We start from the raw sequence: 25,548 nt of genomic DNA on the forward strand, positions 1-25,548 counted from the left end.
CAGGCGGCAGTCCACCGCCGCTATTGGTTGGCGCTCTTTCCTCAAGCCATCGGCGATCGCCAGTTTTTACTGGCTAATCAGGCATTTGTATCGAGCCTGACAAGTTGGTTCAAAAATTGCTTTAACCCTTTCAGAACAGCTACAGGCGGCAAGCGTCTGTCGGAGGAGGAAGACTGTGGACAAGTTGCTTTACGTCGCAATGAGCGGTGCATCCGAAAACGCGATCGCGCAAAAGGCTCATGCCAACAACCTGGCAAACGTCTCGACCAACGGTTTCATGCGGGACCTGGAACAGGCCCGCTCGATGCCGGTGTTTGGCGAGGTCATGCCATCGCGAGCCTACGCCATGAGCGAGCGTCCCGGGACCGACTTTTCCGCCGGTGCGATGGTGCAGACCGGTCGTGAGCTGGACATCGCCGTCAAGGGTGATGGCTGGATCGCAGTGCAGACGCCCGACGGCGGTGAAGCCTACACCCGCAGTTCCGGCATGAACATCGATGCCCTGGGCGTGTTGCGCGACGGCAGTGGTTTGCCGGTTATGGGCAACGGCGGTCCGATTGCCGTGCCGCCTCAGCAGCAGATCGAGATCGGCGCCGACGGCACGATCAGTATTCGTTCGCTGGGCGAGAGTCCTCAGGTGATGGCGCAGGTCGACCGCATCAAGCTGGTCAAGCCTGACCTGAAGACCATGGAGAAGGGCCCTGATGGCCTGATCCACACCAAGACCGGCCGGCCTGCCGATGCAGATGCCACCGTTCAGGTCGAGTCCGGCTTTCTGCAGGCGAGCAACGTCAATGCGGTCGAGGAAATGACCTCGGTACTGGCCTTGTCCCGTCAATTCGAATTGCACGTCAAGATGATGAAGACCGCCGAAGAAGACGATCAGTCTATGGCTCGCGTCTTGCAACTTGGCTAATCAATGACAGCTTGCGCCGACAAACCGGCGCTCGAGGAGAACACACATGCTTCCTGCACTATACGTCGCCAAAACCGGTCTTGCCGCTCAGGACACCAACCTGACCACCATCTCCAACAACCTGGCGAACGTCTCGACCACCGGTTTCAAGAGTGACCGGGCCGAGTTCCAGGACCTGCTGTATCAGATCAAACGCCAGCCGGGTGCCCAGTCCACTCAGGACAGCGAACTGCCTTCCGGCCTGCAACTGGGTACCGGTGTGCGTATTGTCGGCACGCAGAAGAACTTCACTGCCGGTAGCCTGCAGACCACCAACAACCCGCTGGACCTGGCGGTCAACGGTCGTGGTTTCTTTCAGGTGACCCAGCCGGACGGCACCATTGCCTACAGCCGTGACGGTACGTTCCACCTCGACGCCAACGGCCAGATCGTCACGGCCAACGGTTATGCCCTCGAGCCTGCGATCGTCGTTCCGCAGAACGCCCAGACTTTTACGGTCGGTCAGGACGGTACTGTTTCCGTCACGCTGGCAGGCGCAACCGCTACGCCGCAGATCATCGGCAATATCCAGACCGCCGACTTCATCAACCCCGCCGGCCTGCAGGCCATCGGTGGCAACCTGTACCTGGAAACCGGTTCGAGCGGCGCGCCGCAGATCGGCACCCCTGGCCTTAACGGCCTTGGCCCGACCCTGCAGAACACCCTTGAAAACTCCAACGTCAGCACCGTTGAGGAACTGGTCAACATGATCACTACCCAGCGCGCCTACGAGATGAACTCCAAAGTGATCTCGACCGCTGACCAGATGCTGCAAAACCTGACTCAGAACCTGTAAGTCCTTGATGTCGCTGCTCGTAGAACCGCTCAATCCGATGGGGCGCCTGATAAGCGCCTGTTACACCGCGAGGTTTCAAGTGTCATGAACCGCCTTAGTGTTCCGCGTTTTTCAGTGTTGATCGCTTCATTGTGCGGGATCACCCTGCTGTCCGGCTGTGTTGCGCCGACGGCCAAGCCCAATGACCCTTATTACGCTCCGGTGTTGCCGCGTACGCCCATGTCGGCGGCTGCCAACAATGGCGCCATCTATCAGGCCGGTTTCGAGCAGAACCTGTACGGCGACCGCAAGGCCTTCCGTATTGGCGACATCATCACCATCACGCTTTCCGAGCGTATGGCGGCGAGCAAGGCGGCCACTTCGGCGATGACCAAGGACAGCACCAACAGCATTGGTCTGACCTCGCTGTTCGGTTCGGGTCTGACCACCAACAACCCGATTGGCGGTAACGACCTGAGCCTGAACGCTGGTTACACCGGCGCGCGGACTACCAAGGGTGATGGCAAGGCCGCACAGAGCAACAGTCTGACCGGCTCGGTCACCGTGACGGTTGCGGATGTGCTGCCCAACGGCATTCTGGCGGTGCGTGGCGAGAAGTGGATGACCCTCAATACCGGTGACGAACTGGTGCGGATTGCCGGCCTGGTCCGGGCTGACGACATCGCGACCGATAATACCGTGTCGTCCACCCGTATCGCCGATGCACGTATTACCTATTCGGGGACCGGAGCCTTTGCCGATACCAGCCAGCCAGGCTGGTTCGACCGGTTCTTCCTCAGCCCGTTGTTCCCTTTCTGATAGCGGGATAGACATGATCAAGCTCAAGCAACTGATAGCGGCGACCTTGTTGTTGTCCACAGCGTTCGGCGTGCATGCCGAGCGTCTGAAGGATATCGCAAGCATCTCCGGCGTACGGGCCAACCAGTTGATCGGTTACGGTCTGGTCGTGGGTCTCAACGGTACAGGTGACCAGACCACACAGACCCCGTTCACCCTGCAGACCTTCAACAACATGCTGTCGCAGTTCGGCATCAAGGTGCCGTCGGGTTCGGGCACCGTGCAGCTGAAAAACGTCGCGGCGGTTGCGGTGTACGCAGATTTGCCAGCGTTCGCCAAACCGGGCCAGACGGTCGATATCACTGTTTCCTCGATCGGTAACTCCAAAAGCCTGCGCGGTGGTGCGCTGTTGATGACACCGATGAAAGGTGTCGACGGCAACGTTTACGCCATCGCTCAGGGCAACCTGGTGGTCGGCGGTTTCGACGCGGAAGGCCGTGACGGCTCGAAGATTACCGTCAACGTTCCGTCGTCGGGTCGAATCCCCGGTGGTGCGTCGGTAGAACGCGCTGTTCCGAGCGGCTTCAACCAGGGCAACACCCTGACGCTGAACCTGAATCGCTCCGACTTCACCACTGCCAAGCGCGTCGTGGACAAGATCAACGACATGCTTGGCCCTGGCGTCGCTCAGGCGCTGGACGGTGGTTCGGTGCGCGTGACTGCGCCGCTCGACCCAAGCCAGCGTGTGGATTACCTGTCGATTCTGGAAAACCTGGAAATCGATCCGGGCCAGACCGCTGCCAAGGTCATCATAAATTCGCGGACCGGCACCATCGTCATCGGCCAGAACGTCAAGGTTTCACCTGCTGCCGTCACCCACGGCAGCCTGACCGTTACCATCACCGAAGACCCGATCGTCAGCCAGCCGGGCGCATTGTCCGGCGGTCAGACTGCGGTAGTGCCTCGCTCGCGGGTTAACGCCCAGCAGGAACTGCACCCGATGTTCAAGTTCGGTCCAGGCACCACGCTGGATGAGATCGTTCGCGCGGTCAATCAGGTGGGCGCTGCGCCCGGTGACCTGATGGCCATCCTCGAAGCCCTTAAGCAGGCCGGCGCGTTGCAAGCCGACCTGATCGTGATCTGAGGATTCGAGCATGGATATGCCCAAGAGCGGAATTTCGTCGGCGGTCGATTCGGGTGCCTACACCGACGTCAACCGTCTGGCGTCGCTGAAGCATGGCGACAAGGACAGTGTGGAAAACCAGAAGAAGGTGGCCCGCGAGTTCGAGTCGCTGTTCGTCAGCCAGATGCTCAAGGCCATGCGCTCGGCCAACGAAGTGCTGGCCAAGGACAATCCGATGAACACCCCGGCCACGCGGCAGTATCAGGATATGTATGACCAGCAGTTGGCGGTCACGCTGTCCACCCGTGGCAACGGTATCGGTTTGCAGGACGTGCTGATGCGCCAATTGTCGAAAGACAAGGGGATAAACCACGCTGCGCCGGTCAATACGACCGACGCTGCAACGGCCGCTACTGACGCTGCGCCGGCCAAGACCGGTCTGGCGACCAGCGTCTATCAGCGTCCGTTGTGGGCCACGCGCTCGGCGGCTGCCGATCAGGCGGCGGCTGCGGCCTCGGCGTCCGGAGAAGGGCGCAACGACATGGCGCTGCTCAACGCGCGTCGTCTGTCGCTGCCCGCCAAACTCACCGATCGTCTGCTGGCCGGCATCGTGCCTTCTGCCACCACAGCCGTCAGCAACAGCCCGGTGCCGGCTCGTGCGACAGCCGGTACTTCAGGCAACAACGGCGACTGGACACTCGATCCGAACCTGGCACCCGCGCCGGAATACGTGCGCTCCATGGCCCAGCCACCGCTGGCACCGGCCAAGCGCGCGTTCAGCAACGCCGATCAGTTCGTCGAAACCATGTTGCCACTGGCCAAGGAAGCCGCAGCGCGTATCGGCGTCGACCCGGTCATGCTGGTGGCGCAGGCGGCACTGGAAACCGGTTGGGGCAAATCGATCATGCGTCAGCAGGACGGTAGCAGCAGTCACAACCTGTTCGGCATCAAGGCGGCGGGCAGCTGGAAGGGTGCCGAAGCGCGTGCGATCACCAGCGAGTTCCGCGACGGCAAGATGGTCAAGGAAACGGCGGATTTCCGTTCCTATGATTCCTACGCCGACAGCTTCCACGACCTGGTCAGTCTGTTGCAGAACAACAGCCGCTATAAAGAAGTGGTCAATTCGGCCGATAAACCGGAACAGTTTGTAAAAGAATTGCAGAAGGCCGGTTACGCCACTGACCCGGACTATGCCAGCAAGATTTCGCAGATTGCGAAGCAGATGAAGAGTTACCAGACTTACGCCGCTGCAGCGGGCTCTTCCACGACTTTATAAGGTTTGACTCATGTCGCTGATTTCAATTGGGCTCTCAGGTATCAATGCCAGCAGTGCCGCGATCAACACCATCGGTAACAACACGGCCAACGTGGATACCGCGGGTTACTCGCGTCAGCAGGTGCTGACCACGGCTTCGGCGCAGATCGCTCTTGGTCAGGGTGTAGGCTACATCGGTACCGGCACTACGCTGTCGGACGTACGTCGCATCTACAACAGCTATCTGGACACCCAATTGCAATCGAGCACCGCCCTCAGCGCGGATGCAGTGGCTTATTCCGGTCAGGCCAGCAAGACCGATACATTACTGTCAGACAATGCGACGGGGATCTCCGTGCAATTGGCGGACTTCTTCACCAAGATGCAGGGCATCGCCACCAGTGCCACGCAGTCGGCCGAACGCTCGTCGTTCCTGACCCAGGCTGGCGCGTTGAGCGCACGCTTCAACTCGGTTTCGTCGCAGTTGTCCACGCAGAACGATAACGTCAACACGCAGCTCAACACCTTCACCAAACAGGTCAACGAGCTGACCACCACCCTGGCGAGCCTGAACAAGCAGATCACACAAGCGTCTGCGGGCAACGCCACGCCGAACACCCTGCTTGACTCGCGCAGTGAAGCGGTTCGTCAGCTCAACGAGCTGGTCGGTGTGAAAGTGGTCGAGAACAACGGTAACTTCGACATCTATACCGGTACCGGACAATCACTGGTCAGTGGCGGCACGTCCTACAAGATGTCGGCCAGCCCGAGCCCGTCCGATCCGTTGCAGTACAACGTGCAGGTTGCCTACGGCCAGACCCAGACCGATGTGACCTCAGTGCTCACTGGCGGCTCGATCGGTGGTCTGTTGCGTTACCGCAACGAAGTGCTGGTGCCTGCGACCAACGAACTGGGCCGTACCGCGATGGTATTGTCGGACCAGGTCAACAGCCAGATGAACCAGGGCATCGACAGCAAGGGCAATTTCGGTTCGAACCTGTATTCCAGCATCAACAGTGCCGAAGCCATTACCCAGCGCAGCATCGGCAAAACCACCAACAGTGTCGGCTCCGGCAACCTCAACGTCACCATTGGCGACACCAGCAAGCTGACCGCCAACGATTATGAAGTGACGTTCAGCGACTCGTCGAATTTCACCGTACGTCGTCTGCCCAACGGCGAGAGCGTCGGTGCCGGTTCGCTGGCTGACAATCCGCCCAAACAGTTCGACGGCTTCAGTGTGAGCCTCAACGGCAATACGCTGGCAGCCGGTGACAGTTTCAAGGTTATCCCGACCCGCACTGGCGCGTCGGGGATCTCGGTGGTTCTGACCGACGCCAAGGATATTGCAGCGGCCGCGCCCTTGACGGCAACGGCGGGATCCAGCAACTCCGGTACTGGTGGCTTCACCCAGCCGGTGCTGAACACCAGGTCGGATATCTACGACAGCACCCAGACCGCTGACCTGCGCAATGCGCTCAAAGACTCCACCCCGATGAAACTGGTGATGGGTGCGGTCAGCAGTACCGGCGTGCAGAGTTACACCCTGATCAATGCGAGTGGCGGAGCGGTGCTCGACCAGAACGGCAATGCCGTTGGTGGCTCGATCATCCAGGGCCAGGCCAACACGATCAAATTGAACGTCGGCTATACCGACACCACAACGACGCCGAGCAGCAGCACTGCGTTCCAGCTGGAAATGACCATTTCCGGCTCGCCGGTTGCCAATGACACATTCAGCATCGGCATGACCGGTGGCGGCTCGTCCGACAACCGCAACGCGTTGGCAGTGGTCGGCCTGCAGACCGCCAAGACCGTCGGTGTCGTCAACGGTGGCGTGGGCACCAGCCTGTCCGGTTCGTATGCAGATACGGTATCGGTTGTGGGTACGCTGGCGAGCCAGAGCAAGAACGATGTGACCGCCACTGCGGCCGTTGTCAGCCAGGCCAAATCGTCACGCGACTCGGTCTCGGGTGTATCGCTCGACGAAGAGGCGTCCAACCTGATCAAGTATCAGCAGTACTACACCGCCTCTTCGCAGATCATCAAGGCGGCACAAACCATTTTCAGCACGCTGATCAACAGTCTTTAAGGAATCGTGAGCCATGCGTATCTCGACTACCCAGTTCTTCGAATCCACGAACACCAATTATCAGCGTAACTATTCGAACCTGAACAAGACCAGCGAAGAGGTCTCCAGCGGCATCAAGCTCAATACCGCAGGCGATGATCCGGTGGGTGCCGCGCGCGTACTGCAACTGGCGCAGCAGAACTCCATGCTGACCCAGTACGAAACCAATATCGGCACGATCAATACCAACGCGGTGACCACCGAGACCACGCTGACCAGCATCATCGACACGATGCAGGCTGCGCGGGAGCAGATCGTATCGGCAGGCAGTGGCGCGTTTACCGACTCGGACCGGCTCGCCAAGGCTTCGGCCCTCAAGCAGTACCAGAGTCAGATTCTGGGCTTGATGAACAGCCAGGACCCTAACGGTCAGTACATATTTTCCGGTTCCAAGGCCTCGACGCCACCGTATTCGCTGAACGCCGATGGCTCCTATAGCTACAAGGGCGACCAGACCAGCGTCAATCTAGCGGTAGGTGATGGTTTGGTCATGGCCAGCAACACGACAGGTTTCGAGGCCTTCGAGCAGTCGGTCAACACAACCCGTACGTCTGCCACACTGCTTTCGCCTGCAACCGATGACGGCAAGATCGGCCTCAGCAGTGGCCTGGTGACGTCCACTCCGACCTATAACTCCAGCTACCAGGGCGGCGAGCCCTATACGCTGACTTTTCTCAGCGGCACGCAATTCAAGATCACTGATGCCAGTGGCACTGACGTGAGTTCCGATACCTCGACTGGCGGCAAGTTTTCCCACGGCTCGTTCGATGCCCAGACGTTTACCTTCCGCGGCGTGGAAATGACGCTCAACGTCAACCTGCCGGCCGCTGACCGGGTCTCGGACGCTACCGCAGATGCGGCACTGGCCAATCGCAGCTATCAGCTGGCGTCGACACCGGACAGTGTTTCCACCTCGCGCAGCGCCGGCAATACGTCAACGGCGACCGTCAGCAGCTCTGTCGTGGGCAATACCGCTGCGGACCGGACTGCTTTCAACAATACCTTCCCGACAGACGGCGCGATCCTCAAGTTCACCAGCCCGACCGATTACGAGCTGTACGCCGCGCCGTTGACCACCAGCAGCAAGCCAGTGTCCAGCGGCACCATGACCGGCTCGACGGCCAACGCCTCCGGTGTGAACTTCAATATCAGCGGTACACCGGCTGCCGGCGATCAGTTCATCGTCGAGTCTGGCACGCACCAGACCGAGAACATTCTCAATACGCTGACAGCGGCGATCAAAGCCCTGTCGACGCCCACCGATGGCAACCTGGTGGCCTCGCAGAATATGACGGCAGCGCTGAACTCTGCGCTGGGCAACATGAGCAGCGCCATCGAACAAGCTTCCACGGCACGTTCCAGTGGCGGCGCGCGTCAGCTGGCGGCAACCGCCCAAGGTACGACCAACGATCTGCTCAAAGGCAACAACACTACTGAGCAAGGTACTTACGTAAACGCTGACATCGTCGAGGCGACCACCCGCCTGACATTGCAGAAAACCATGCTGGACGCTTCTCAGCAGGTGTTTACCATGCTATCCAAGTTGAACCTGTTCAGTCAGCTTTGAGTTCTGACGTTGAGCATCCGCCGTCTTTTTTCAGCGGTGAGGGGGGCCACTCGACTGAAGGGCCCCCAGCCGCTCGCGAGTCAGTCATAGTGAATTCAGTCCCCCTCGTCAGTATTGTCATTCCCGCCTTCAATTCGCGCTTCTTCCGCGCAGCGCTGCAAAGTGCGCTCGACCAGGTCTACGACAATCTCGAAATCATCGTCTGTGACGATTGCCGTAGCGACGAGATCAAGGCGATTTTCGACGAGCTGGTAGCTCCCGACAGCGACCGGGCCCGTTACCTGCGCAATCCTCAGCGCTTGGGATTTCAGGGCAATCTGCTCAAGTGTCTGGAGCAGGCGAGCGGCGAATACATCAAGTTTCTCTGCGATGACGACCGCCTCTATAACTACTGCGTTGCGCATCAGGCGCAAACCCTCGATACCTACAAGGATGTCCAGCTCGTCGTCAGCAAACGCCATCTGGTGGACGTCGATGATTATGTCCTGCCGGCCCGCATGGAAAACGTTGGTCTGGTGCCCTACGACGCTGTGTTCAAGGGCGAGGACATGCTGGCGATTTTCGAGCGCACGCCGCGCAATTATCTGGGCGGTTTCAGTGGCGCGATGATGCGTCGCGCCGATGTGCAGGAATACCTGCCGTCCATTGCGCTGCCGCAGGGCTTCGTTGCGCTGCTGGATTTCACGCTGTTCATCTGCCTGCTGCGGCGCGGCAATCTGGTTGTGCTGCACAGCATCCAGAGTACCGAACGCCTGCACCCGGGGCGCTTCAGCAGTCAGGGCGATATGTACCAGAAAGCCACCACCGAATGGGGCTGGCTGAACGAAATGCTCAAGGCGCGTAGCGGCGAAGACGCACCGGCTCAGGGCTGGGTACGTTTTCTGCCTCTGCGCCGCGCGCACGAAGAGCCGCGCGAGTGGGACGAGGTAGGCCTTTACGGGGTGATGGCGGGTCGCCAGGGCGTGATGATGAGCCGCGTCGGCAGTGCCAGTGACAGCTATGCCGAACTGTACGCCGAATGGCTGTCCTGCCGCCGGTTTTCCGAGCCGCAAAAAAAGCTGCTCGAACAACGCATAGTGAGTTGGGCATGGCAGCCACGTATTGTGCCGGTGATCATCGATCAGCAGGGTGATGCCGAAGCCCTCGACATCACCTTGCGCAGCCTGGCCGAACAGGATTATGCCGCAGACTCGGTGGTGGTACTGACCAACGCCAGTGTCGACGATCCGCAGGTGCTGCGTTTTTCTCTGCAGCCGGACTGGGCTCGGCAGCTGAACGAAGTATTGCCACTGCTGGAGAGTGCCGACTGGGTCTACCTGTTGCGCGCCGGTGACCGGCTGACGCAGCCGGCGCTGCTGATTCTGGCCGAGCGTATTGCCCAGACTCCCGGTCTGCTGTGTGTCTACAGCGACGAAGGCGCGCTGGTTGAGGATGAGTCCAGAGAGCCTATTTTCAAACCCGGCTTCAACCTGGATCTGCTGCGTGCCTATCCCTATGTCGGGCGCACGCTGGCGTTCGAGCGGCGAAATCTGCTGGACATGGGTGGTTTCGATCCGGCCTTCGATGAGCTCGCCCCGCACGATGTGATCTGGCGTCTGGTCGAGGGGGCAGGGCCGCAGAGCATCGAGCACATCGCCGAAGTGCAGGTCGAGTCGCGTCTGGCATTCGCCGACTGGCTGTCACTGCCTTGTGTCATCGAGCACAGCGAACCTCTGGTTGCGGCCCACCTGTCGCGGATCGGCAGAGAGCACGTCATTCATCACGATCAGTTGCCGTTGCTCAATCGCATCGAGTACGTTCATCCGTCGCTGCCTCTGGTCTCGATCATCATCACCGCCAGGGATCAACTCGGCGCCCTGGAGCGCTGCATAGACAGTCTGCTCAGCAACACCACCTACCCGAATTACGAAGTCCTGATCGTCGACAACGCCAGCGAAAGCGCCGAAGCGCGGGCATGGTTCACGGCGATGAGTGAGCTGGGCAGCGACAAGCTGCGGATTGTTTCCCTGTCCGAGGCTGGCAGCGAAGCAACCGCCCAGAATCATGCCGCCGGTCAGGCGCGTGGTGATTATCTGCTGATGCTCAGCGCCTATGCCCTGATCCATCAGGCGGACTGGCTGCAGGGGCTGATCCACCATGCCCAGCGTCCCGAGGTCGGGATCGTCGGTCCACGCATCCTCAATCCGCAAGGCAATATTCTGTACGCCGGCATGGTCATGGGCATGGATGGCCTGGCCGGTCGGCCGTTCATCAATTTCCCCGCAGGGGCCAGCGGCTACATGCAGCGTCTGCAGTTGACCCAGAACTGGAGCGCGGTCAGTGGCAATTGCCTGATGGTGCGCAAGGAGGTGTTCGACGCTGTTGGCGCACTGGAGGCAGCGACCTTCACGCAGGGTCTGCAGGACCTGGACCTGTGCATGCGCGTCGGGCGCGAGGGTTACCTGATCGTTGGCACCCCGGATGCATCGCTGGTACTGGCCGAGCCTGCTGCCGTTGAACGTAATGAGGCGTCTCGCCAGGCGCTCGATGACGAGCAGAAATCGTTCTTTCAGAAGTGGCTGCCGAAAATGGCCAGGGATCAGGCCTACAATCCCAACCTGTACCTCAACGAGGCGCTGTCGTTCACCCTCGATCCCGGTCTGCTGGCGGGCTGGAGTCCGTTCTCCACCCGCCATCTGCCTTTCATTTTCGGTATGGCGGTCAACTCTTCGGCGGTGGGTCACTACCGGGTCAGCCAGCCTCTGCTGGAGTTGATGGCGGCCGGGCGGGTGGTTGGCCGTATGACTTACGAGACCGCGACGCCCGTCGAAATCGAGCGCCAGTCGCCAGATGTCATCGTCTTTCAGGGCCGGTACACAGAAGCCAAGGTCCCGGACATCGAGCTGGCAAAGAACTACTCCAATGCCATGCGTATTTTCGAGCTCGATGACTACATCGCCGATGTCCCCGAGCGCAATGAGCACAAGCGCAACATGCCGGACAATATCGGCGCCATGCTGCGCAAGGGCATAGGTCTGTGTGATCGCGTGGTGGTCTCGACTCACCCGCTGGCCGAGGCGTTGTCGGGCATGCACAGCGACATTCGCGTCGTGCCGAACATGCTGGCGACGCATTTGTGGAGCAATCTCAGGAGCCAGCGTCGCAGCTCCGACAAGCCGCGTATCGGCTGGGGCGGCGGAACCAGCCATCGCGGGGACCTGGAGCTGATTGTCGATGTGGTGCGCGAACTGGCTGATGAAGTCGAGTGGGTATTCTTCGGCATGTGCCCGGACCTGCTCAAGCCCTACATCCATGAGTTCCATCCGGGGGTCAGCCTGAAAACCTACCCGGCCAAGCTCGCCAGCCTGAACCTTGATCTGGCACTGGCGCCGCTGGAATTCCATATTTTCAATGACTGCAAAAGTAACCTCAGGTTGCTTGAGTACGGCGCCTGCGGCTACCCGGTGATCTGTTCCGACACCGAAGCGTATCGGGGCCATCTGCCAGCGACCCGTGTGTACACCAACAGCTCGGATGAATGGTTGCAGGCAATCCGCATGCACTTGTCCGACCCCAATGCCAGCTACCGCATGGGTGACGAGTTGCGCGAGACAGTACTGCGCGACTTCATGTTGCGCGGCGAAAACCTGCAATATTGGGCCAACGGCTGGTTGCCGGACTGATCCGATCCGTTTGAACACGCACCAGCAGGTTGCCTGCCGGCGCGGTCACGCTACGCTCTTGCTTCAACGCCCGCTGCGGTTGAAGGCGCAATCGATTCGTTATAAGGAAAGATCATGCAAAGCCATTCGGGAAATGAACATAACGCTTTGAATCAGCGTCTGACCCTGCTGTTGATGGCCAGGGACCAGCCAGACTTCCTGCGCCGCGCCTTGAAGTATTACAGCGAGTTTCCGTGCAACCTGATAGTGGTCGATGCATCGGCCCAGCCTGATGCGGGAATTGCCGCGAGCGCTGGCTTGCATTACCTGCAGAGTGACGCGCTGGTCAATGCCAGCCTTGGCGTCAGGGTCGCAGAGGGGCTCAAACAGGTGACCACACCCTTCGTGGTCCAGGCTCCGGTCGACAGTTTTTTGCTGCCTGATGCACTGCGCGCAGCGCTGAGCTTTCTCGAGGCCAACCCGACATACGGTGCCTGTCAGGGCTACAGCCTGAGCTATCAGGCGCAGGTCGGCCAGGTGGATTATTTCCGCCGCGATCGCAAAACCTGCGAAGACTATGCCGCAGATGATGCGGGCGAGCGGGTTCTGGGTTTCATGAGCGAAAGTCTGTCGCTGCTCAGCGCAGTGACGCGCACGGAACTGGCGCAGCAGTGGTTCACCTCGGTTGCCGATGACACCGAGCCGCACTGGCAGGAAATCGGCCACATGAACTACCTGGTTGCTGCGGCCCGCCTGCGCATCCTGCCAATCCCTTATGCACTGCACTTCACCTCGGGCAAGCAGGTCGAGCTACGTCACGGCACCGCCATTGCCGCAGCCGTCAGACACACTGATCCCAAAGCCAGGGCCGCCCGCGACGCATTCGCCGAAAAACTGGTCGCGCTGCTCGGCGAAGGCTCGGGCTTTGAAGGCGCACAGGGCCTGCAAAAGATCCAGGCTGGCCTTGCAGTCATGGGCGAATGCCTTAAGACCCAGGCTTTCCAGGGCGATGAGAAAATCATCAGCGCGGTGTGGAATGTCGGCCTTGAGCAATCGGACGCGCTGTTCGAGCCTCGTCAGTTTGTCGAAATGCCGTTCTACAACCAGGCGTTGTTCGATGAGCTGGCCAAAATCGAATTCCTGATCCACATCATGCCAGCGGGTCGTTTGCAGCTGGAAGGGCTGGAAGCGGTGCTGCTCAAGCAGGCTGAATTGTTGCGCGAGCAGAGCAACCCGGATGCTGAAGCGCGCATCAGCCGCCTGTGGTATGCCTACGAAACCTACGCTTTTAACCTGGGTGTCGTGCAGAGCCTGATCGCGGAGTTGATCAGCAGCAAAGGCAAGGACAGTGAAAAGCAGATCGAAATGGTTTCGGCCTGGAGCCAGCGTCTGCAGGCGGCATCCGGTTTCGACAACGGTCGGCTGTTCGATGGCATGGCTTCCGGTCGACTGCTCAACTGGCTCGATTCGCGCGATCCGGCGCCTGAGGCCCTCAAGCAGATCAGCGACAGGCTCGCCAGCAAACCGGCCGGGTCGCAGATCGGTATCTTGCTGCTGGACCTGGACGCGGACGTCTTCAAGCTGCAGGCCACGTTCGACAGCCTGATCAACAGTCACTACAAGTCCTTCAGGGTGGTGGTGTTCACCACCGGGGAATTGCCAGCGGTGACCACGCTGCACAATACCCTGCACTTTGTGAAAGTTACCGAAAGCAACTACGTCGACAAGATCAACCAGGTCGTCAAGCAGTCACCCAGCGACTGGCTGATGCTGGCACGGGCCGGCGAAGAGTTCACCCGCAGCGGTCTGCTGCTGGCCAGCGCCGAGCTGATCGATGCGGCGCAATGCCGGGCTGTTGCCGTGGACGAGATTCAGCGTCAAGCCAATGGCACACTGACCCCGGTGTTCCGTCCCGGCTTCAACCTTGATCTGCTGCAAAGCCTGCCGGCATTGATGGCTCGTCACTGGCTGGTGCGCCGTGAGTTGCTGGTCGAGGCGGGTGGTTACTCGCGCGAGTTTCCCGAGGCGCTGGAATTCGATCTGTTGCTGCGTCTGATCGAGCAGGGCGGCATGAGCGGCCTGGCCCATCTCAGCGAACCGTTGCTGATCTGTGATGCGCCCGAACTGAAAGACAATCCGGACGAACAGAAAGCGCTCAAGCGCCATCTTGGCAAGCGCGGTTATCAGGCGGAAGTCAGCTCGGCGCAGCCTGGCGCCTACAAGATCGATTATCGCCACGCCCATCGGCCGGTGGTTTCGATCCTGCTGCACAGCCAGGACAACCTGCCCGAATTGCAGCGCTGCCTGCAAAGCATTCTGCAACGCACCCGCTATCAGCGTTATGAAGTGCTGATCGGTGACAATGCCAGCACCTCTGCCGAACTGTCGACTTGGCTTGACCGGCAGGAGCAGGTGTCGGGTCGCGTGCGGGTGTTCCGTGCCGAACAGCGCATGAGCCCTGCGGCCCTGCGCAATCTGATCAGCCAGGAAGCCGGTGGCGAATACCTGATCCTGCTGGATGCCGAAAGTCAGATCGTCAATGTCGGCTGGATCGAATCACTGCTCAACCAGGCGCAGCGCCCGGAAGTGGGCGTAGTAGGCGCCAAGCTGGTGAATGGCGAAGGCGCAGTGACTCAGGCCGGTCTGGTGCTGGGACTGAATGGCGGCGTGGGTTCGGGGTTTGTCGGCGAGCCGAAGACCGCCACCGGCTACATGCAGCGCCTGGTGGTCGAGCAGAACTACTCTGCCGTGTCATCGGCCTGTCTGATGATTGCCAAGGAGCTGTACAACGCTGTGGGCGGTCTGGATGAAGATCTATTCGCCGAAGCGCTTGCCGATGTCGACCTTTGCCTCAAGGCTGCGCAGGCCGGCTACCTGACGGTATGGACGCCGCATGTGCAGGTGGTGCATTCCGGTGTGGTGCATGCCCCGCAGCAGGCGCGCGAAGCATTGATGGACAAGTGGTCAGCGCAGTTCGCACAGGATGAGGCCTACAACGCCAATCTGGATCTCGACGGCAAGGGTTTCACTCTGGCCGGCTGAGTCGTCCGCCCTCGTAAAACCGGCTGCTTCGCGGCCGGTTCGCTGCCTTGAAGGCTTCCTCGCAGAGAGCAGTCGGCAAGGATCAAGTGCCTGTTCCCTCGACGCAAATTATCGTAAAGCATGCAGACGGGAGTGACCTGCGGGTCATAACGTGCATCTCCACTGTATTGTTTTACAGGGAGCGACATGCGCCTGACTTGCTTTAACCTGCCAAGCGCCCTGAAAATGTCCGTAAATCACTCCTATTCGGTAGCGCTCCGATTTCATCGGGACGAAAAATGACCTGTTTACTCATCGGGAAGCCATGATGATTGGCATTAAAAGCATAGCGAGTTACGTGCCTGTTGCAGGTGTCGATAACTACGCTCAAGGCGCCAAATTCGGCAAGGATGAAGAATTCATCCTTGGGAAGATCGGCTCCACCTTTCTGCCGCGCAAAGACGCCGGCCAGGAAACCTCGGATCTGTGCGTTGAGGCAGCCAATACGCTGTTTGCCAATAACCCGCAGCTCAAGCGCGAAAGTATCGATGTGCTGATCGTCGTCACCCAGAATGGCGACGAGGAAGGGCTGCCGCACACCGCGGCCATCGTTCAGGACAAGCTGGGGCTGTCGACCAACGTTGCTGCATTCGACATTTCGCTGGGCTGTTCCGGCTATGTGTACGGCATCTATGCGATCAAGGGCTTCATGGAAGCGGCAGGCTTGAAAAACGGCCTGTTGATCACTGCCGATCCGTACTCGAAAATTGTCGACCCGGAAGACCGCAATACCACCATGCTGTTCGGTGATGCTGCGACGGCCACCTGGATGGGCGAGGGGGCCGAATGGCAGCTGGGCAAGGCGAAATTCGGTACCGATGGTTCCGGTGCGCCACATCTCAAGGTCAGCAACGGCATTTTCTTCATGAACGGTCGCCAGGTGTTCAACTTCGCACTGTTGAAAGTGCCAGCGCATCTGCACGAGCTATTGGCCGAGTCTGATTTGACCCCTGACGACGTCGATGCCTTCTGTATTCACCAGGGCAGTGCGGCGATCGTCGATGCGGTCGCGCGGCGCTTTGAAGACAAGCCCGAGAAGTTTCTCAAGGACATGGTCGAAACCGGCAATACCGTGTCATCCAGCATTCCGCTGCTGATCGAAAAGCACGTGCTCGGCTCTTCATGGACGCGCGTCGCCTTGAGTGGTTTTGGTGTGGGGCTTTCCTGGGGCTCTGCAATTATCTATAAAGGCTGAGTTTACTTCGCCTGACAAAGAACGCCTGCGGATAAATCCCCAGGCGTTTTTAAATTAAATAGTGATCCACGTCACACTTTTAACTTCGTGGCACAACGCACTCGCCTGTCGCCACTTCTGACTGTCACGAATTTCTCTCTGTTGCGTCGCGGGTTTATGCCCCCAAACCCTTGTTTTATAAGGGGTGTCACGGTGATGGCAAAATATTAAAAAAAAACACTCAAGCAACCTGCCATCGCGACGATAACTATTACGAAGGTTCTCTAGGCACACCCGGCGCTTGCAGGGGCCGGAAGCCACGTAGTACCAAACCAACGAGGAATTCATCATGGCTTTAACAGTAAACACCAACGTAGCATCGTTGAACGTCCAGAAGAACCTGGGTCGCGCTTCCGACGCCCTTTCGACCTCGATGACTCGTCTGTCTTCCGGTCTGAAAATCAACAGCGCCAAAGACGACGCTGCTGGCCTGAACATCGCCACCAAGATCAACTCGCAGATCAAAGGTCAGACCATGGCGATCAAAAACGCCAACGACGGTATGTCCATTGCTCAGACCGCTGAAGGCGCGCTGCAAGAGTCGACCAACATTCTGCAGCGTATGCGTGAACTGGCTGTTCAGTCGCGAAACGACAGCAACAGCGCTACTGACCGCGTTGCACTGAACAAAGAATTCACCCAGATGAGTTCTGAGCTGACCCGTATCGCCAACAGCACCAACCTGAACGGCAAAAACCTGATCGACGGTTCTGCCAGCACCATGACTTTCCAGGTTGGCTCCAACTCCGGCTCCGCGAACCAGATCACTCTGACTCTGAGCGCCAGCTTTGATGCAAACACCCTGGGTGTCGGTTCGGCAATCACCATCGTCGGTTCCGACAGTGCTGCTGCAGAGACCAACTTCTCTGCTGCAATGGCCGCTATCGACTCGGCTCTGCAGACCATCAACAACACGCGTTCTGATCTCGGTGCTGCACAAAACCGTCTGACCAGCACCATCTCCAACCTGCAGAACATCAACGAAAACGCCAGTGCTGCACTGGGTCGTATCCAGGATACCGACTTCGCTGCTGAAACTGCACAGCTGACCAAGCAACAGACTCTGCAACAGGCTTCCACCTCTGTTCTGGCTCAGGCTAACCAGCTGCCATCCGCTGTACTGAAACTGCTTCAGTAATATCAGCGTGAGTTTTAGCGGGGGAGTACTTAACAGTGCTCTCTCGCTTTTTTACTTTCTGAGGTGATGGTCATGGATATGAGTGTGAAGTTGAACGTGACTTATCCGGCCGTTCAACCGACGAGTCAGGCCCCTGTGCCGGACGCGTCCGTTGACAAGCCTGCCGATAAGGCGCCCGTCGAGCGTGTTGCCGCCACGGCTGAAAGTAAAGGCTCCGGTCTGCACAAGGATGATTCCAAGGACGATGCCAAAGTCAAGGCAGCCGCCGAGGACATCCAGAAGTTCTTTCACGAGGTCAAGCGCAATCTCGAGTTTTCGATCGACGAAGATTCTGGCAAAGTCATTGTCAAAGTGATTGCAAGCGATTCCGGTGAAGTAGTACGACAGATTCCCAATGCAGAAATCCTGAAGCTGGCCGATAGCCTGAGTGATGCGAACAGTTTGTTGTTCCGCGCCAAGGCCTGATCGCCGGTACGGTATGTGTTGTCGGGTCATTCGCCTTTTGAAAGGGCGGCGAACCCCGCAGCATTCTTGAAGGGAGAAGCACCATGGCAAGTCCGATTACATCTTCAACAGGCCTGGGTTCGGGGCTGGCAATTTCCGCCATCGTCGAAGGTCTTGTCGGTGCTGAAAAAGCGCCCAAGCAAAACCAGATCGACAAGCAGAGCGCCTCCACGACTGCATCCCTGTCGGGTGTCAGCCAGTTGACGTCTGCACTGGCTGCTTTCCAGAAAACACTGGACACTCTCGCCAGTTCCACCACACCTGCTTTCCAGGGCTTTGCTGCCACGTCTGCCAATGAAGCGGTGGTCAAGGCCACTGCGGGCAACACGGCAGTCAATGGCACCTATGCGATTAATATAAGCCAGTTGGCAACACCTTCGAAGGTGGCTACCGCCGCGCTGGACTCGACGCAGTCGAGTGCTATTCCGAGTGGTACGCTGAAAATCACTCAAAATGGCACTGATTACAACGTGGCGATCGACAAGACCTCGACGCTGCAGGAAGTGCGCGACAAGATCAACTCGACGCTGCAGGGTAAAGGCATCACCGCCAACATCATCAACGACAACAACGGTTCCAGGCTGGTGTTCAGTTCGACGACCACCGGCAAGGGCAGTGACATTTCGGTGACGGGTGCTTCCGGCCAGGAAGCACTTAACATCGATGGCACCAAGTTGATGAGTGAATCCAGTACTGGCACTGATGCCAATGGAAACGCCATTCCTGGCGCCGGTGCGATTACCGCTGTCGCCAAGGACGCCGCATTCACGGTCGATGGCCTGAGTCTGACCAGCAAGACCAATACCGTGAGCACGGCCATTTCCGGTCTGACATTCGAGCTGGTCGCGCCCAGCGCTTCTTCTGCTGCTTCGGCATCGACCACGGTCACGGTCGCCACCAACACCGATGGTCTGAAAACCTCATTGCAGTCGTTTGTCGACTCTTACAACACGCTGGTTTCACTGGTGTCCTCGTTGACCAAGGGCACTGTCGACAGTGAGGGTAAATACACTGCCGCTGCATTGACCGGCGACTCCACCCCGCGTGCGCTGTTGGCAACGATACGCGACCAGATTTCCACTGCCACGTCGAATGCCGGTTTGAGTTCCCTGGCGCAATTGGGGATCAAAACTCAGCAGGCTGACGGCAAGTTGTCGTTGAACACCACCGAATTGACTACAGCGTTGAGCGACAAGAAGCTGGGCAGCCAGATTCAGGCGATGTTCACCGGTGTGACCAGCGCTGACGGCACGACCTCGGGTGGCTTGATCGCACGCTTGAACACTGCGCTTGAACCCTACACGAAAGCCGACGGCGTTCTGGCTGGCAAGACCACCAGCCTCAATAAAGTGCAGACTCGACTGGCCAGTGATCAGGAGGCGCTCAACCGTCGTATTACCACGTTGACGGCAACCCTCACCAAGAAATACAACGCAATGGACTTGGTCGTCGGGCAGTTAAAGGCAACGGCTTCAAGCATTACTTCGATTTTTGAAGCGATGAACGCCCAGAAAAACGCCTCGTAAAAAAACGAGTGTGGAAGTATCAGCAACCCGACTCTGTGTCGGGTTTCTGCTTTTGGGCTAAAGTTTCTGCGCACTGCGTCGATAGCTTGAGTATCAGTATTCTGGATTTGTTACGAGGCCCCTTATGAATCCGATGTTAGCGTTGCGGCAGTATCAGAAGATCGGCTCCCAGGCCCAGACCTCAGAGGCCAGCCCTCATCGTCTGGTGCAAATGTTGATGGAAGGTGGCCTCGACCGCATCGCTCAGGCCAAGGGCGCCATGGCGCGCAGGGACGTCGCCAACAAGGGCGTACTCATCAGCAAGGCCATCGACATTGTGGGCGGTCTGCGTGAGGGGCTGGATCTGGAAAATTCACCCAGTGACACGCTGCTCAGGCAGGACAGTCTGTATCACTACATGATGACGCGTCTGGCGGAAGCCAACGCTCGCAATGATCAGAAGATACTCGATGAAGTCGCTGGCCTGTTGATCACCGTCAAGGAAGGCTGGGATGCAATCGGTACCATGCAATAACCCGCTGTTCCGAGGAGAATAAAAATGAGTGCTGCGCTCAAGCGTATCGAAGAAACCCGGGAAGCCTTGGTAGGGGCACTGGCCGAGCGTGACTGGGAGGCTATCGTCAAGCTTGATCTGGCGTGTCGCGAGTGTGTTGACGCGGTGGTGAGCGAAGCGCCCGATGACGAACCTGCTCTGCGCAGCAACCTTGAGGAGTTATTGGGGGTCTATCGGCAATTGATTGATGTTGCCACCGGCGAGCGTCAAGCGGTTGTCGAAGAAATGACTCAAATCCAGAATGCGAAGAGTGCTACGAAGGTATACCATCTGTTCGGTTAATGTTTAATTGTCATTTTTATTGTTCGACAAGAATTTCGCCATAAATTTGACTGTGTTCGTTTTTTTGACTTAACTAGTGATGTTTACTATTTTCTGGCGTCTCAAGGTTTATACATCTGAGAAGCCAAGCTGCCCCCCAATCATGGGCATTGAGTTGACTAGGGAAGTTGCTATTGCATGTGGCGTGAAATCAAGATTCTGCTAATCGATGACGATAGCCAGCGCCGCCGGGATCTGGCGGTGATCCTGAATTTTCTTGGCGAAGAAAATCTCTCCTGTTCGAGTCAGGACTGGCAGCAGGTGGTCGGCTCTCTGGCGTCTCCACGAGAAGTACTGTGCGTACTGGTCGGCAGCGTAAACGCGCCGGGCAGCCTGCAAGGGCTCCTTAAGACCATCGCGGCATGGGATGAGTTCCTTCCTGTGCTGCTGATGAGCGAAAATTCCTCTGTCGAATTGCCCGAGGATTTGCGCAAGCGAGTGCTCTCCGCACTCGAAATGCCACCCAGCTACAGCAAACTGCTCGATTCGCTGCACCGTGCCCAGGTCTACCGCGAGATGTACGACCAGGCTCGCGAGCGCGGCCGTCATCGTGAACCGAACCTGTTCCGCAGTCTGGTAGGTACCAGTCGTGCGATTCAGCACGTGCGGCAGATGATGCAGCAGGTCGCTGATACCGACGCCAGCGTACTGATCCTTGGTGAGTCGGGGACGGGCAAGGAAGTGGTTGCGCGTAACCTGCACTACCACTCCAAGCGCCGAGATGCGCCGTTCGTGCCGGTCAACTGCGGTGCCATTCCGGCCGAACTGCTCGAAAGCGAGCTGTTCGGACACGAGAAGGGCGCGTTTACCGGCGCGATCACCAGCCGTGCCGGCCGCTTCGAGCTGGCCAACGGCGGCACCTTGTTCCTTGACGAAATCGGCGACATGCCGCTGCCGATGCAGGTCAAGCTGCTGCGCGTCTTGCAGGAGCGCACGTTCGAGCGTGTGGGCAGCAACAAGACGCAGAGCATCGATGTGCGCATCATCGCCGCAACGCACAAGAATCTCGAGACCATGATCGAGCTGGGCAGCTTCCGCGAAGATCTTTACTACCGTCTCAACGTGTTCCCGATCGAGATGGCGCCGTTGCGTGAGCGTGTCGAAGACATCCCGCTGCTCATGAACGAATTGATTTCGCGTATGGAGCACGAGAAGCGCGGTTCGATTCGCTTCAACTCCGCAGCCATCATGTCGCTGTGTCGCCATGCCTGGCCGGGCAACGTCCGTGAGCTGGCCAACCTGGTCGAGCGCATGGCGATCATGCATCCGTATGGTGTGATTGGTGTAGCCGAGCTGCCAAAGAAGTTTCGCTACGTCGACGACGAAGACGAGCAGATGGTCGACAGCATGCGCAGCGAGATCGAAGAGCGTGTGGCGATCAACAGCAATACACCGAACTTCGCTTCCGGCGCGATGCTGCCGCCAGAAGGGCTCGATCTGAAAGACTACCTCGGTGGTCTGGAGCAGGGCCTTATTCAGCAGGCGCTGGACGATGCCAACGGCATCGTTGCTCGCGCTGCGGAGCGCCTGCGCATTCGTCGGACCACGCTGGTCGAGAAGATGCGCAAGTACGGTATGAGTCGTCGTGAGGGCGATGAACAGGCAGATGATTGACGCCGGTTTTTTGTGCCAAAAACCAAGCCCCTGATTTTTCAGGGGTTTTTTTTAGGCACGGGGATTGCTAAGTCTCTCTTAACACACCGTTTACTGACGGTTCGCCACGAGAGAGATGAATCATGTCCCAGGCCGCCCAACTGACTTCCGCCCTATCTGTTCAGGCTCAGTACTCCCCGGAACTGGAAAGTCGTCAGGGGCTTGAGCAGGCATTCTCGCTGTTCAATCAAATGTCGGCGCAACTGACCGACTCCTACGGCTTGCTTGAAGCGCGCGTCACCGAGCTCAAGGGCGAACTGGCTCATGCCGGTGCCCAGCGCCTTCAGGAGCTGGCGGAAAAAGAACGCCTGGCCAACCGACTGCAGAATCTGCTCGATCTGCTGCCCGGCGGGGTGATCGTCATTGATGGCATGGGCGTCGTGCGCGAAGCCAATCCGGCGGCCATCGACCTGCTTGGTCAGCCGCTGTTGGGCATGCTCTGGCGTCATGTGATCAGCCGCTGTTTTGCACCCCGTGAAGATGATGGCCACGAAGTCTCGCTCAAGGATGGCCGCAGGCTTTCCATTGCCACGCGTTCGCTGGATGCCGAGCCAGGGCAGCTGGTGCTGCTCAATGACCTGACCGAAACCCGTCATCTTCAGGAACAGCTGGCTCGTCACGAGCGCCTGTCGTCACTGGGCCGTATGGTCGCTTCTCTGGCGCATCAGATTCGTACACCGTTATCCGCTGCCATGATCTACGCCAGCCATTTGACCGAGCAGGAACTTCCGGTGGAAACCCAGCAGCGTTTCGCTGCGCGGCTCAAGGATCGTTTGCATGAGCTGGAGCATCAGGTTCGCGACATGCTGGTGTTCGCCCGGGGCGAGCTGCCGTTGACGGATCGTCTGGCGCCTGGTGCTCTGTTTCAGGCGCTGCAAAATGCTGCTGCGACGCATGTTCAGGGCGTGTCGGTACGCTGGCAGTGCGACAGCATCGATGGCGAGCTGCTGTGCAATCGCGACACATTGGTCGGCGCACTGCTCAATCTGATTGAAAACGCTGTCCAGGCCAGCGCTGGCCGGACACTGCTGAAGATTCACGCCTACAGTCGCGGCAATGTGCTGCGGATCTGCTTCAGCGATAACGGCAGCGGCATTGACAAGGCCGGTCTGGCGCGCATCGGTGAGCCGTTCTTTACCACCAAGACCACCGGCACAGGGCTTGGTCTGGCCGTGGTAACTGCGGTGTCGCGTGCGCATCAGGGGCGCGTGCATTATTTGTCGCGGGTTGGCCGTGGTACCTGCGCCATTATCAGTCTGCCATTGATCCCGGCTTCCAGTTCGACAGGTAATAACTGATGCCGATCAATGTGCTGCTGGTCGAGGATGACCGTTCGCTCCGCGAAGCGCTTGGGGAAACCCTCGAGCTGGCCGGTTATGGCTATCAGGCGGTCGGTTCCGCCGAAGAGGCGCTGGTGGCCGCCGAGGCGCGGCCCTTCAGTCTGGTGATCAGTGACGTCAACATGCCGGGCATGGACGGTCACCAGTTGCTGAGTCTTTTGCGCAGCCGGCATCCGCAATTGCCGGTGTTGCTGATGACTGCGCATGGCGCAGTCGAGCGCGCGGTCGAGGCCATGCGTCAGGGGGCTGCGGATTACCTGGTCAAGCCATTCGAGCCCAAGGCGCTGATCGCGCTGGTTGGGCGGCACGCACTGGGTCGTCTGGAGCCTGCCGAGCGCGATGGGCCGATTGCTGTCGAGCCCGCCAGTATCCAGTTGCTGAACCTGGCCAGCCGCGTGGCGAAAAGCGATTCCACCGTGCTGATCTCCGGCGAGTCCGGGACCGGTAAAGAGGTTTTGGCGCGTTTCATTCATCAAAACTCGCCCCGTGCCGATAAACCTTTTATTGCGATCAACTGTGCAGCGATTCCGGACAATATGCTGGAAGCCACGTTATTCGGCCATGAAAAGGGTTCGTTTACCGGCGCCATTGCGGCGCAGGCTGGCAAGTTCGAGCAGGCGGACGGCGGGACAATCCTGCTGGACGAGATTTCCGAAATGCCTCTGGGGCTGCAAGCCAAATTGCTGCGTGTGTTGCAGGAACGCGAAGTCGAGCGCGTCGGTGCGCGCAAACCGATCCTTCTGGACATTCGCGTCGTGGCGACCACCAACCGCGATCTGGCGGGTGAGGTGGCGGCGGGGCGTTTCCGTGAAGATCTGTTTTATCGCCTGTCGGTATTTCCACTGGCATGGCAGGCGTTGCGTCAAAGGACCGCCGATATTCTGCCATTGGCCGAGCGGCTTCTGGCCAAGCACGTCAATAAAATGAAGCATGCGCCGGTGCGTCTTTCCGCCGAAGCGCAACAGTGTCTGGTGAGCTATCCATGGCCCGGAAATGTCCGGGAGCTGGATAACGCCGTGCAGCGGGCCTTGATTCTGCAGCAGGGCGGGGTGATTCAGGCGCAGGATTTCTGTCTGTCCGGGCCGGTCACCAGCCTGCCTGTTGCTGCGCCTGTCGAGGCGGCAGCGGCTGTGACTGGCACTGTCGTGGCGGAGAATGCAGGTACCGGCGTCAGTCCGGAATCGGTCGGCGCGCTGGGCGATGACCTCAGGCGTCACGAGTTTCAAATGATCATCGACACCCTGCGTTCTGAACGGGGACGTCGCAAGGAGGCTGCGGAACGCCTGGGTATCAGCCCGCGTACATTGCGTTACAAGCTGGCGCAGATGCGTGACGCCGGAATGGATGTGGAGGCCTATCTGTTTGCCACATGAGCAACGCACAGTGATTGCCGTTCCCGATCGGCGGTCCCTGAATATTTTTGCTGTGATGCAAGCCTGAAATTAAACCCGGCGCCCCGTGAATACGGGCGGTCCGGCGCGACCTCGTGTCAAGCGACATGATGCACTCATCTGGTGTGGCAAATAGCCGCCATCTAGCTGGCATCGTTGTTGCTATACCTTCTGTACCCGCTGAATCAGTGTCAAAAATTTGCGGGCCTTACGAGAGATATGTCCATGAGCCAAGGTGTTGAATTTAATCGCTTGATGTTGGATATGCGGGCCATGCAGATGGACGCGATGTCTGTGCCCAAGCCCGTGTCCGGTGCGCAGGAAGCCGGTGCCAGCAGCTTCGCTGACATGCTTGGTCAGGCCGTCAACAAGGTCGCGCAGACCCAGCAGGCTTCCAGCCAGTTGGCCAATGCATTCGAAATCGGCAAGAGCGGCGTGGATTTGACCGACGTCATGATTTCGTCGCAGAAAGCCAGCGTGTCTTTTCAGGCGTTGACCCAGGTACGTAACAAGCTGGTTCAAGCTTACCAAGACATCATGCAGATGCCGGTTTAAGGGACGT

19 protein-coding genes are annotated in these 25,548 nt (G+C 58.8%); all 19 read left to right on the forward strand.

Annotated features, from left to right (window positions below):
• The first annotated feature begins 175 nt into the window (after window positions 1–175).
• Entirely contained in the window at window positions 176–916 is a 741-nt protein-coding gene (locus BT119_RS21165; RefSeq protein WP_003370079.1) for a flagellar basal body rod protein FlgF, read from the forward strand.
• Window positions 917–962: 46 nt separating this feature from the next.
• Window positions 963–1,751, forward strand: a complete 789-nt coding sequence (gene flgG, locus BT119_RS21170) for a flagellar basal-body rod protein FlgG (RefSeq protein ID WP_003412455.1) — start codon at window positions 963–965, stop codon at window positions 1,749–1,751.
• A gap of 84 nt (window positions 1,752–1,835) precedes the next feature.
• Complete coding sequence (flgH, locus tag BT119_RS21175) at window positions 1,836–2,549, forward strand: flagellar basal body L-ring protein FlgH (protein WP_002554309.1); 714 nt, start codon at window positions 1,836–1,838, stop codon at window positions 2,547–2,549.
• A 13-nt stretch (window positions 2,550–2,562) separates the two neighbouring features.
• On the forward strand, window positions 2,563–3,672 hold the full coding sequence (locus tag BT119_RS21180; protein WP_003436081.1) for a flagellar basal body P-ring protein FlgI: 1,110 nt from the start codon (window positions 2,563–2,565) through the stop codon (window positions 3,670–3,672).
• A 10-nt stretch (window positions 3,673–3,682) separates the two neighbouring features.
• Window positions 3,683–4,927, forward strand: coding sequence for a flagellar assembly peptidoglycan hydrolase FlgJ (gene flgJ / locus BT119_RS21185; RefSeq protein ID WP_003436082.1), 1,245 nt, complete (start codon window positions 3,683–3,685; stop codon window positions 4,925–4,927).
• Window positions 4,928–4,937: 10 nt separating this feature from the next.
• On the forward strand, window positions 4,938–6,998 hold the full coding sequence (flgK, locus tag BT119_RS21190; protein ID WP_054081556.1) for a flagellar hook-associated protein FlgK: 2,061 nt from the start codon (window positions 4,938–4,940) through the stop codon (window positions 6,996–6,998).
• 13 nt (window positions 6,999–7,011) lie between these two features.
• A complete protein-coding gene (locus tag BT119_RS21195) occupies window positions 7,012–8,604 on the forward strand; it encodes a flagellar hook-associated protein 3 (RefSeq protein ID WP_003370095.1) in 1,593 nt (530 codons plus the stop codon).
• Window positions 8,605–8,693: 89 nt separating this feature from the next.
• The gene (locus BT119_RS21200; protein WP_072366884.1) at window positions 8,694–12,266 is read left to right on the forward strand and encodes a glycosyltransferase; all 3,573 of its coding nucleotides are present in this window, start codon (window positions 8,694–8,696) and stop codon (window positions 12,264–12,266) included.
• Between the two features lie 114 nt (window positions 12,267–12,380).
• Window positions 12,381–15,287 carry a TIGR00180 family glycosyltransferase gene (locus tag BT119_RS21205; RefSeq protein ID WP_072366885.1) on the forward strand — a complete coding sequence of 969 codons (2,907 nt, stop codon included), beginning with the start codon at window positions 12,381–12,383 and terminating at the stop codon, window positions 15,285–15,287.
• Between the two features lie 307 nt (window positions 15,288–15,594).
• Window positions 15,595–16,521 (forward strand): ketoacyl-ACP synthase III, encoded by a 927-nt coding sequence (locus BT119_RS21210; protein WP_054081560.1) that lies wholly within the window; start codon window positions 15,595–15,597, stop codon window positions 16,519–16,521.
• Window positions 16,522–16,849: 328 nt separating this feature from the next.
• Entirely contained in the window at window positions 16,850–17,698 is an 849-nt protein-coding gene (locus tag BT119_RS21215; protein ID WP_003370106.1) for a flagellin domain-containing protein, read from the forward strand.
• A gap of 72 nt (window positions 17,699–17,770) precedes the next feature.
• Window positions 17,771–18,163: a flagellar protein FlaG gene (locus tag BT119_RS21220; RefSeq protein ID WP_003370107.1), complete on the forward strand. Its 393-nt coding sequence runs from the start codon at window positions 17,771–17,773 to the stop codon at window positions 18,161–18,163.
• 83 nt (window positions 18,164–18,246) lie between these two features.
• Window positions 18,247–19,728 (forward strand): flagellar filament capping protein FliD, encoded by a 1,482-nt coding sequence (gene fliD, locus BT119_RS21225; protein ID WP_003370109.1) that lies wholly within the window; start codon window positions 18,247–18,249, stop codon window positions 19,726–19,728.
• A gap of 124 nt (window positions 19,729–19,852) precedes the next feature.
• On the forward strand, window positions 19,853–20,242 hold the full coding sequence (gene fliS / locus BT119_RS21230; protein ID WP_003370112.1) for a flagellar export chaperone FliS: 390 nt from the start codon (window positions 19,853–19,855) through the stop codon (window positions 20,240–20,242).
• A gap of 24 nt (window positions 20,243–20,266) precedes the next feature.
• Window positions 20,267–20,563: a flagellar protein FliT gene (gene fliT / locus BT119_RS21235; protein ID WP_003370114.1), complete on the forward strand. Its 297-nt coding sequence runs from the start codon at window positions 20,267–20,269 to the stop codon at window positions 20,561–20,563.
• Between the two features lie 177 nt (window positions 20,564–20,740).
• Window positions 20,741–22,216, forward strand: a complete 1,476-nt coding sequence (gene fleQ / locus BT119_RS21240) for a transcriptional regulator FleQ (RefSeq protein ID WP_072366886.1) — start codon at window positions 20,741–20,743, stop codon at window positions 22,214–22,216.
• A 122-nt stretch (window positions 22,217–22,338) separates the two neighbouring features.
• Complete coding sequence (locus tag BT119_RS21245; protein ID WP_003370117.1) at window positions 22,339–23,553, forward strand: sensor histidine kinase; 1,215 nt, start codon at window positions 22,339–22,341, stop codon at window positions 23,551–23,553.
• Window positions 23,553–24,968 carry a sigma-54-dependent transcriptional regulator gene (locus BT119_RS21250; protein WP_058416898.1) on the forward strand — a complete coding sequence of 472 codons (1,416 nt, stop codon included), beginning with the start codon at window positions 23,553–23,555 and terminating at the stop codon, window positions 24,966–24,968. The genes BT119_RS21245 and BT119_RS21250 overlap by 1 nt, the downstream gene beginning before the upstream one ends.
• Before the next feature lie 243 nt (window positions 24,969–25,211).
• Complete coding sequence (gene fliE, locus BT119_RS21255; RefSeq protein WP_161437908.1) at window positions 25,212–25,541, forward strand: flagellar hook-basal body complex protein FliE; 330 nt, start codon at window positions 25,212–25,214, stop codon at window positions 25,539–25,541.
• Window positions 25,542–25,548: the final 7 nt, after the last annotated feature.

The organism is Pseudomonas sp. NFACC10-1, from assembly GCF_900119195.1.
In the GTDB taxonomy this organism is placed as follows: Bacteria; Pseudomonadota; Gammaproteobacteria; order Pseudomonadales; family Pseudomonadaceae; genus Aquipseudomonas; species Aquipseudomonas cerasi.

What these genes read in the sequence shown, in the direction of transcription:
- BT119_RS21250 (WP_058416898.1), top strand. Translation starts at nt 23,553, where the DNA reads ATGCCGATCAATGTGCTGCTGGTCGAGGATGACCGTTCGCTCCGCGAA.
- fliS (WP_003370112.1), top strand. Translation starts at nt 19,853, where the DNA reads ATGAATCCGATGTTAGCGTTGCGGCAGTATCAGAAGATCGGCTCCCAG.
- BT119_RS21210 (WP_054081560.1), top strand. Translation starts at nt 15,595, where the DNA reads ATGATTGGCATTAAAAGCATAGCGAGTTACGTGCCTGTTGCAGGTGTC.
- BT119_RS21205 (WP_072366885.1), top strand. Translation starts at nt 12,381, where the DNA reads ATGCAAAGCCATTCGGGAAATGAACATAACGCTTTGAATCAGCGTCTG.
- flgJ (WP_003436082.1), top strand. Translation starts at nt 3,683, where the DNA reads ATGGATATGCCCAAGAGCGGAATTTCGTCGGCGGTCGATTCGGGTGCC.
- BT119_RS21180 (WP_003436081.1), top strand. Translation starts at nt 2,563, where the DNA reads ATGATCAAGCTCAAGCAACTGATAGCGGCGACCTTGTTGTTGTCCACA.
- flgH (WP_002554309.1), top strand. Translation starts at nt 1,836, where the DNA reads ATGAACCGCCTTAGTGTTCCGCGTTTTTCAGTGTTGATCGCTTCATTG.
- flgK (WP_054081556.1), top strand. Translation starts at nt 4,938, where the DNA reads ATGTCGCTGATTTCAATTGGGCTCTCAGGTATCAATGCCAGCAGTGCC.
- fliE (WP_161437908.1), top strand. Translation starts at nt 25,212, where the DNA reads ATGAGCCAAGGTGTTGAATTTAATCGCTTGATGTTGGATATGCGGGCC.
- fliT (WP_003370114.1), top strand. Translation starts at nt 20,267, where the DNA reads ATGAGTGCTGCGCTCAAGCGTATCGAAGAAACCCGGGAAGCCTTGGTA.
- fleQ (WP_072366886.1), top strand. Translation starts at nt 20,741, where the DNA reads ATGTGGCGTGAAATCAAGATTCTGCTAATCGATGACGATAGCCAGCGC.
- flgG (WP_003412455.1), top strand. Translation starts at nt 963, where the DNA reads ATGCTTCCTGCACTATACGTCGCCAAAACCGGTCTTGCCGCTCAGGAC.
- BT119_RS21195 (WP_003370095.1), top strand. Translation starts at nt 7,012, where the DNA reads ATGCGTATCTCGACTACCCAGTTCTTCGAATCCACGAACACCAATTAT.
- BT119_RS21220 (WP_003370107.1), top strand. Translation starts at nt 17,771, where the DNA reads ATGGATATGAGTGTGAAGTTGAACGTGACTTATCCGGCCGTTCAACCG.
- BT119_RS21245 (WP_003370117.1), top strand. Translation starts at nt 22,339, where the DNA reads ATGTCCCAGGCCGCCCAACTGACTTCCGCCCTATCTGTTCAGGCTCAG.
- fliD (WP_003370109.1), top strand. Translation starts at nt 18,247, where the DNA reads ATGGCAAGTCCGATTACATCTTCAACAGGCCTGGGTTCGGGGCTGGCA.
- BT119_RS21215 (WP_003370106.1), top strand. Translation starts at nt 16,850, where the DNA reads ATGGCTTTAACAGTAAACACCAACGTAGCATCGTTGAACGTCCAGAAG.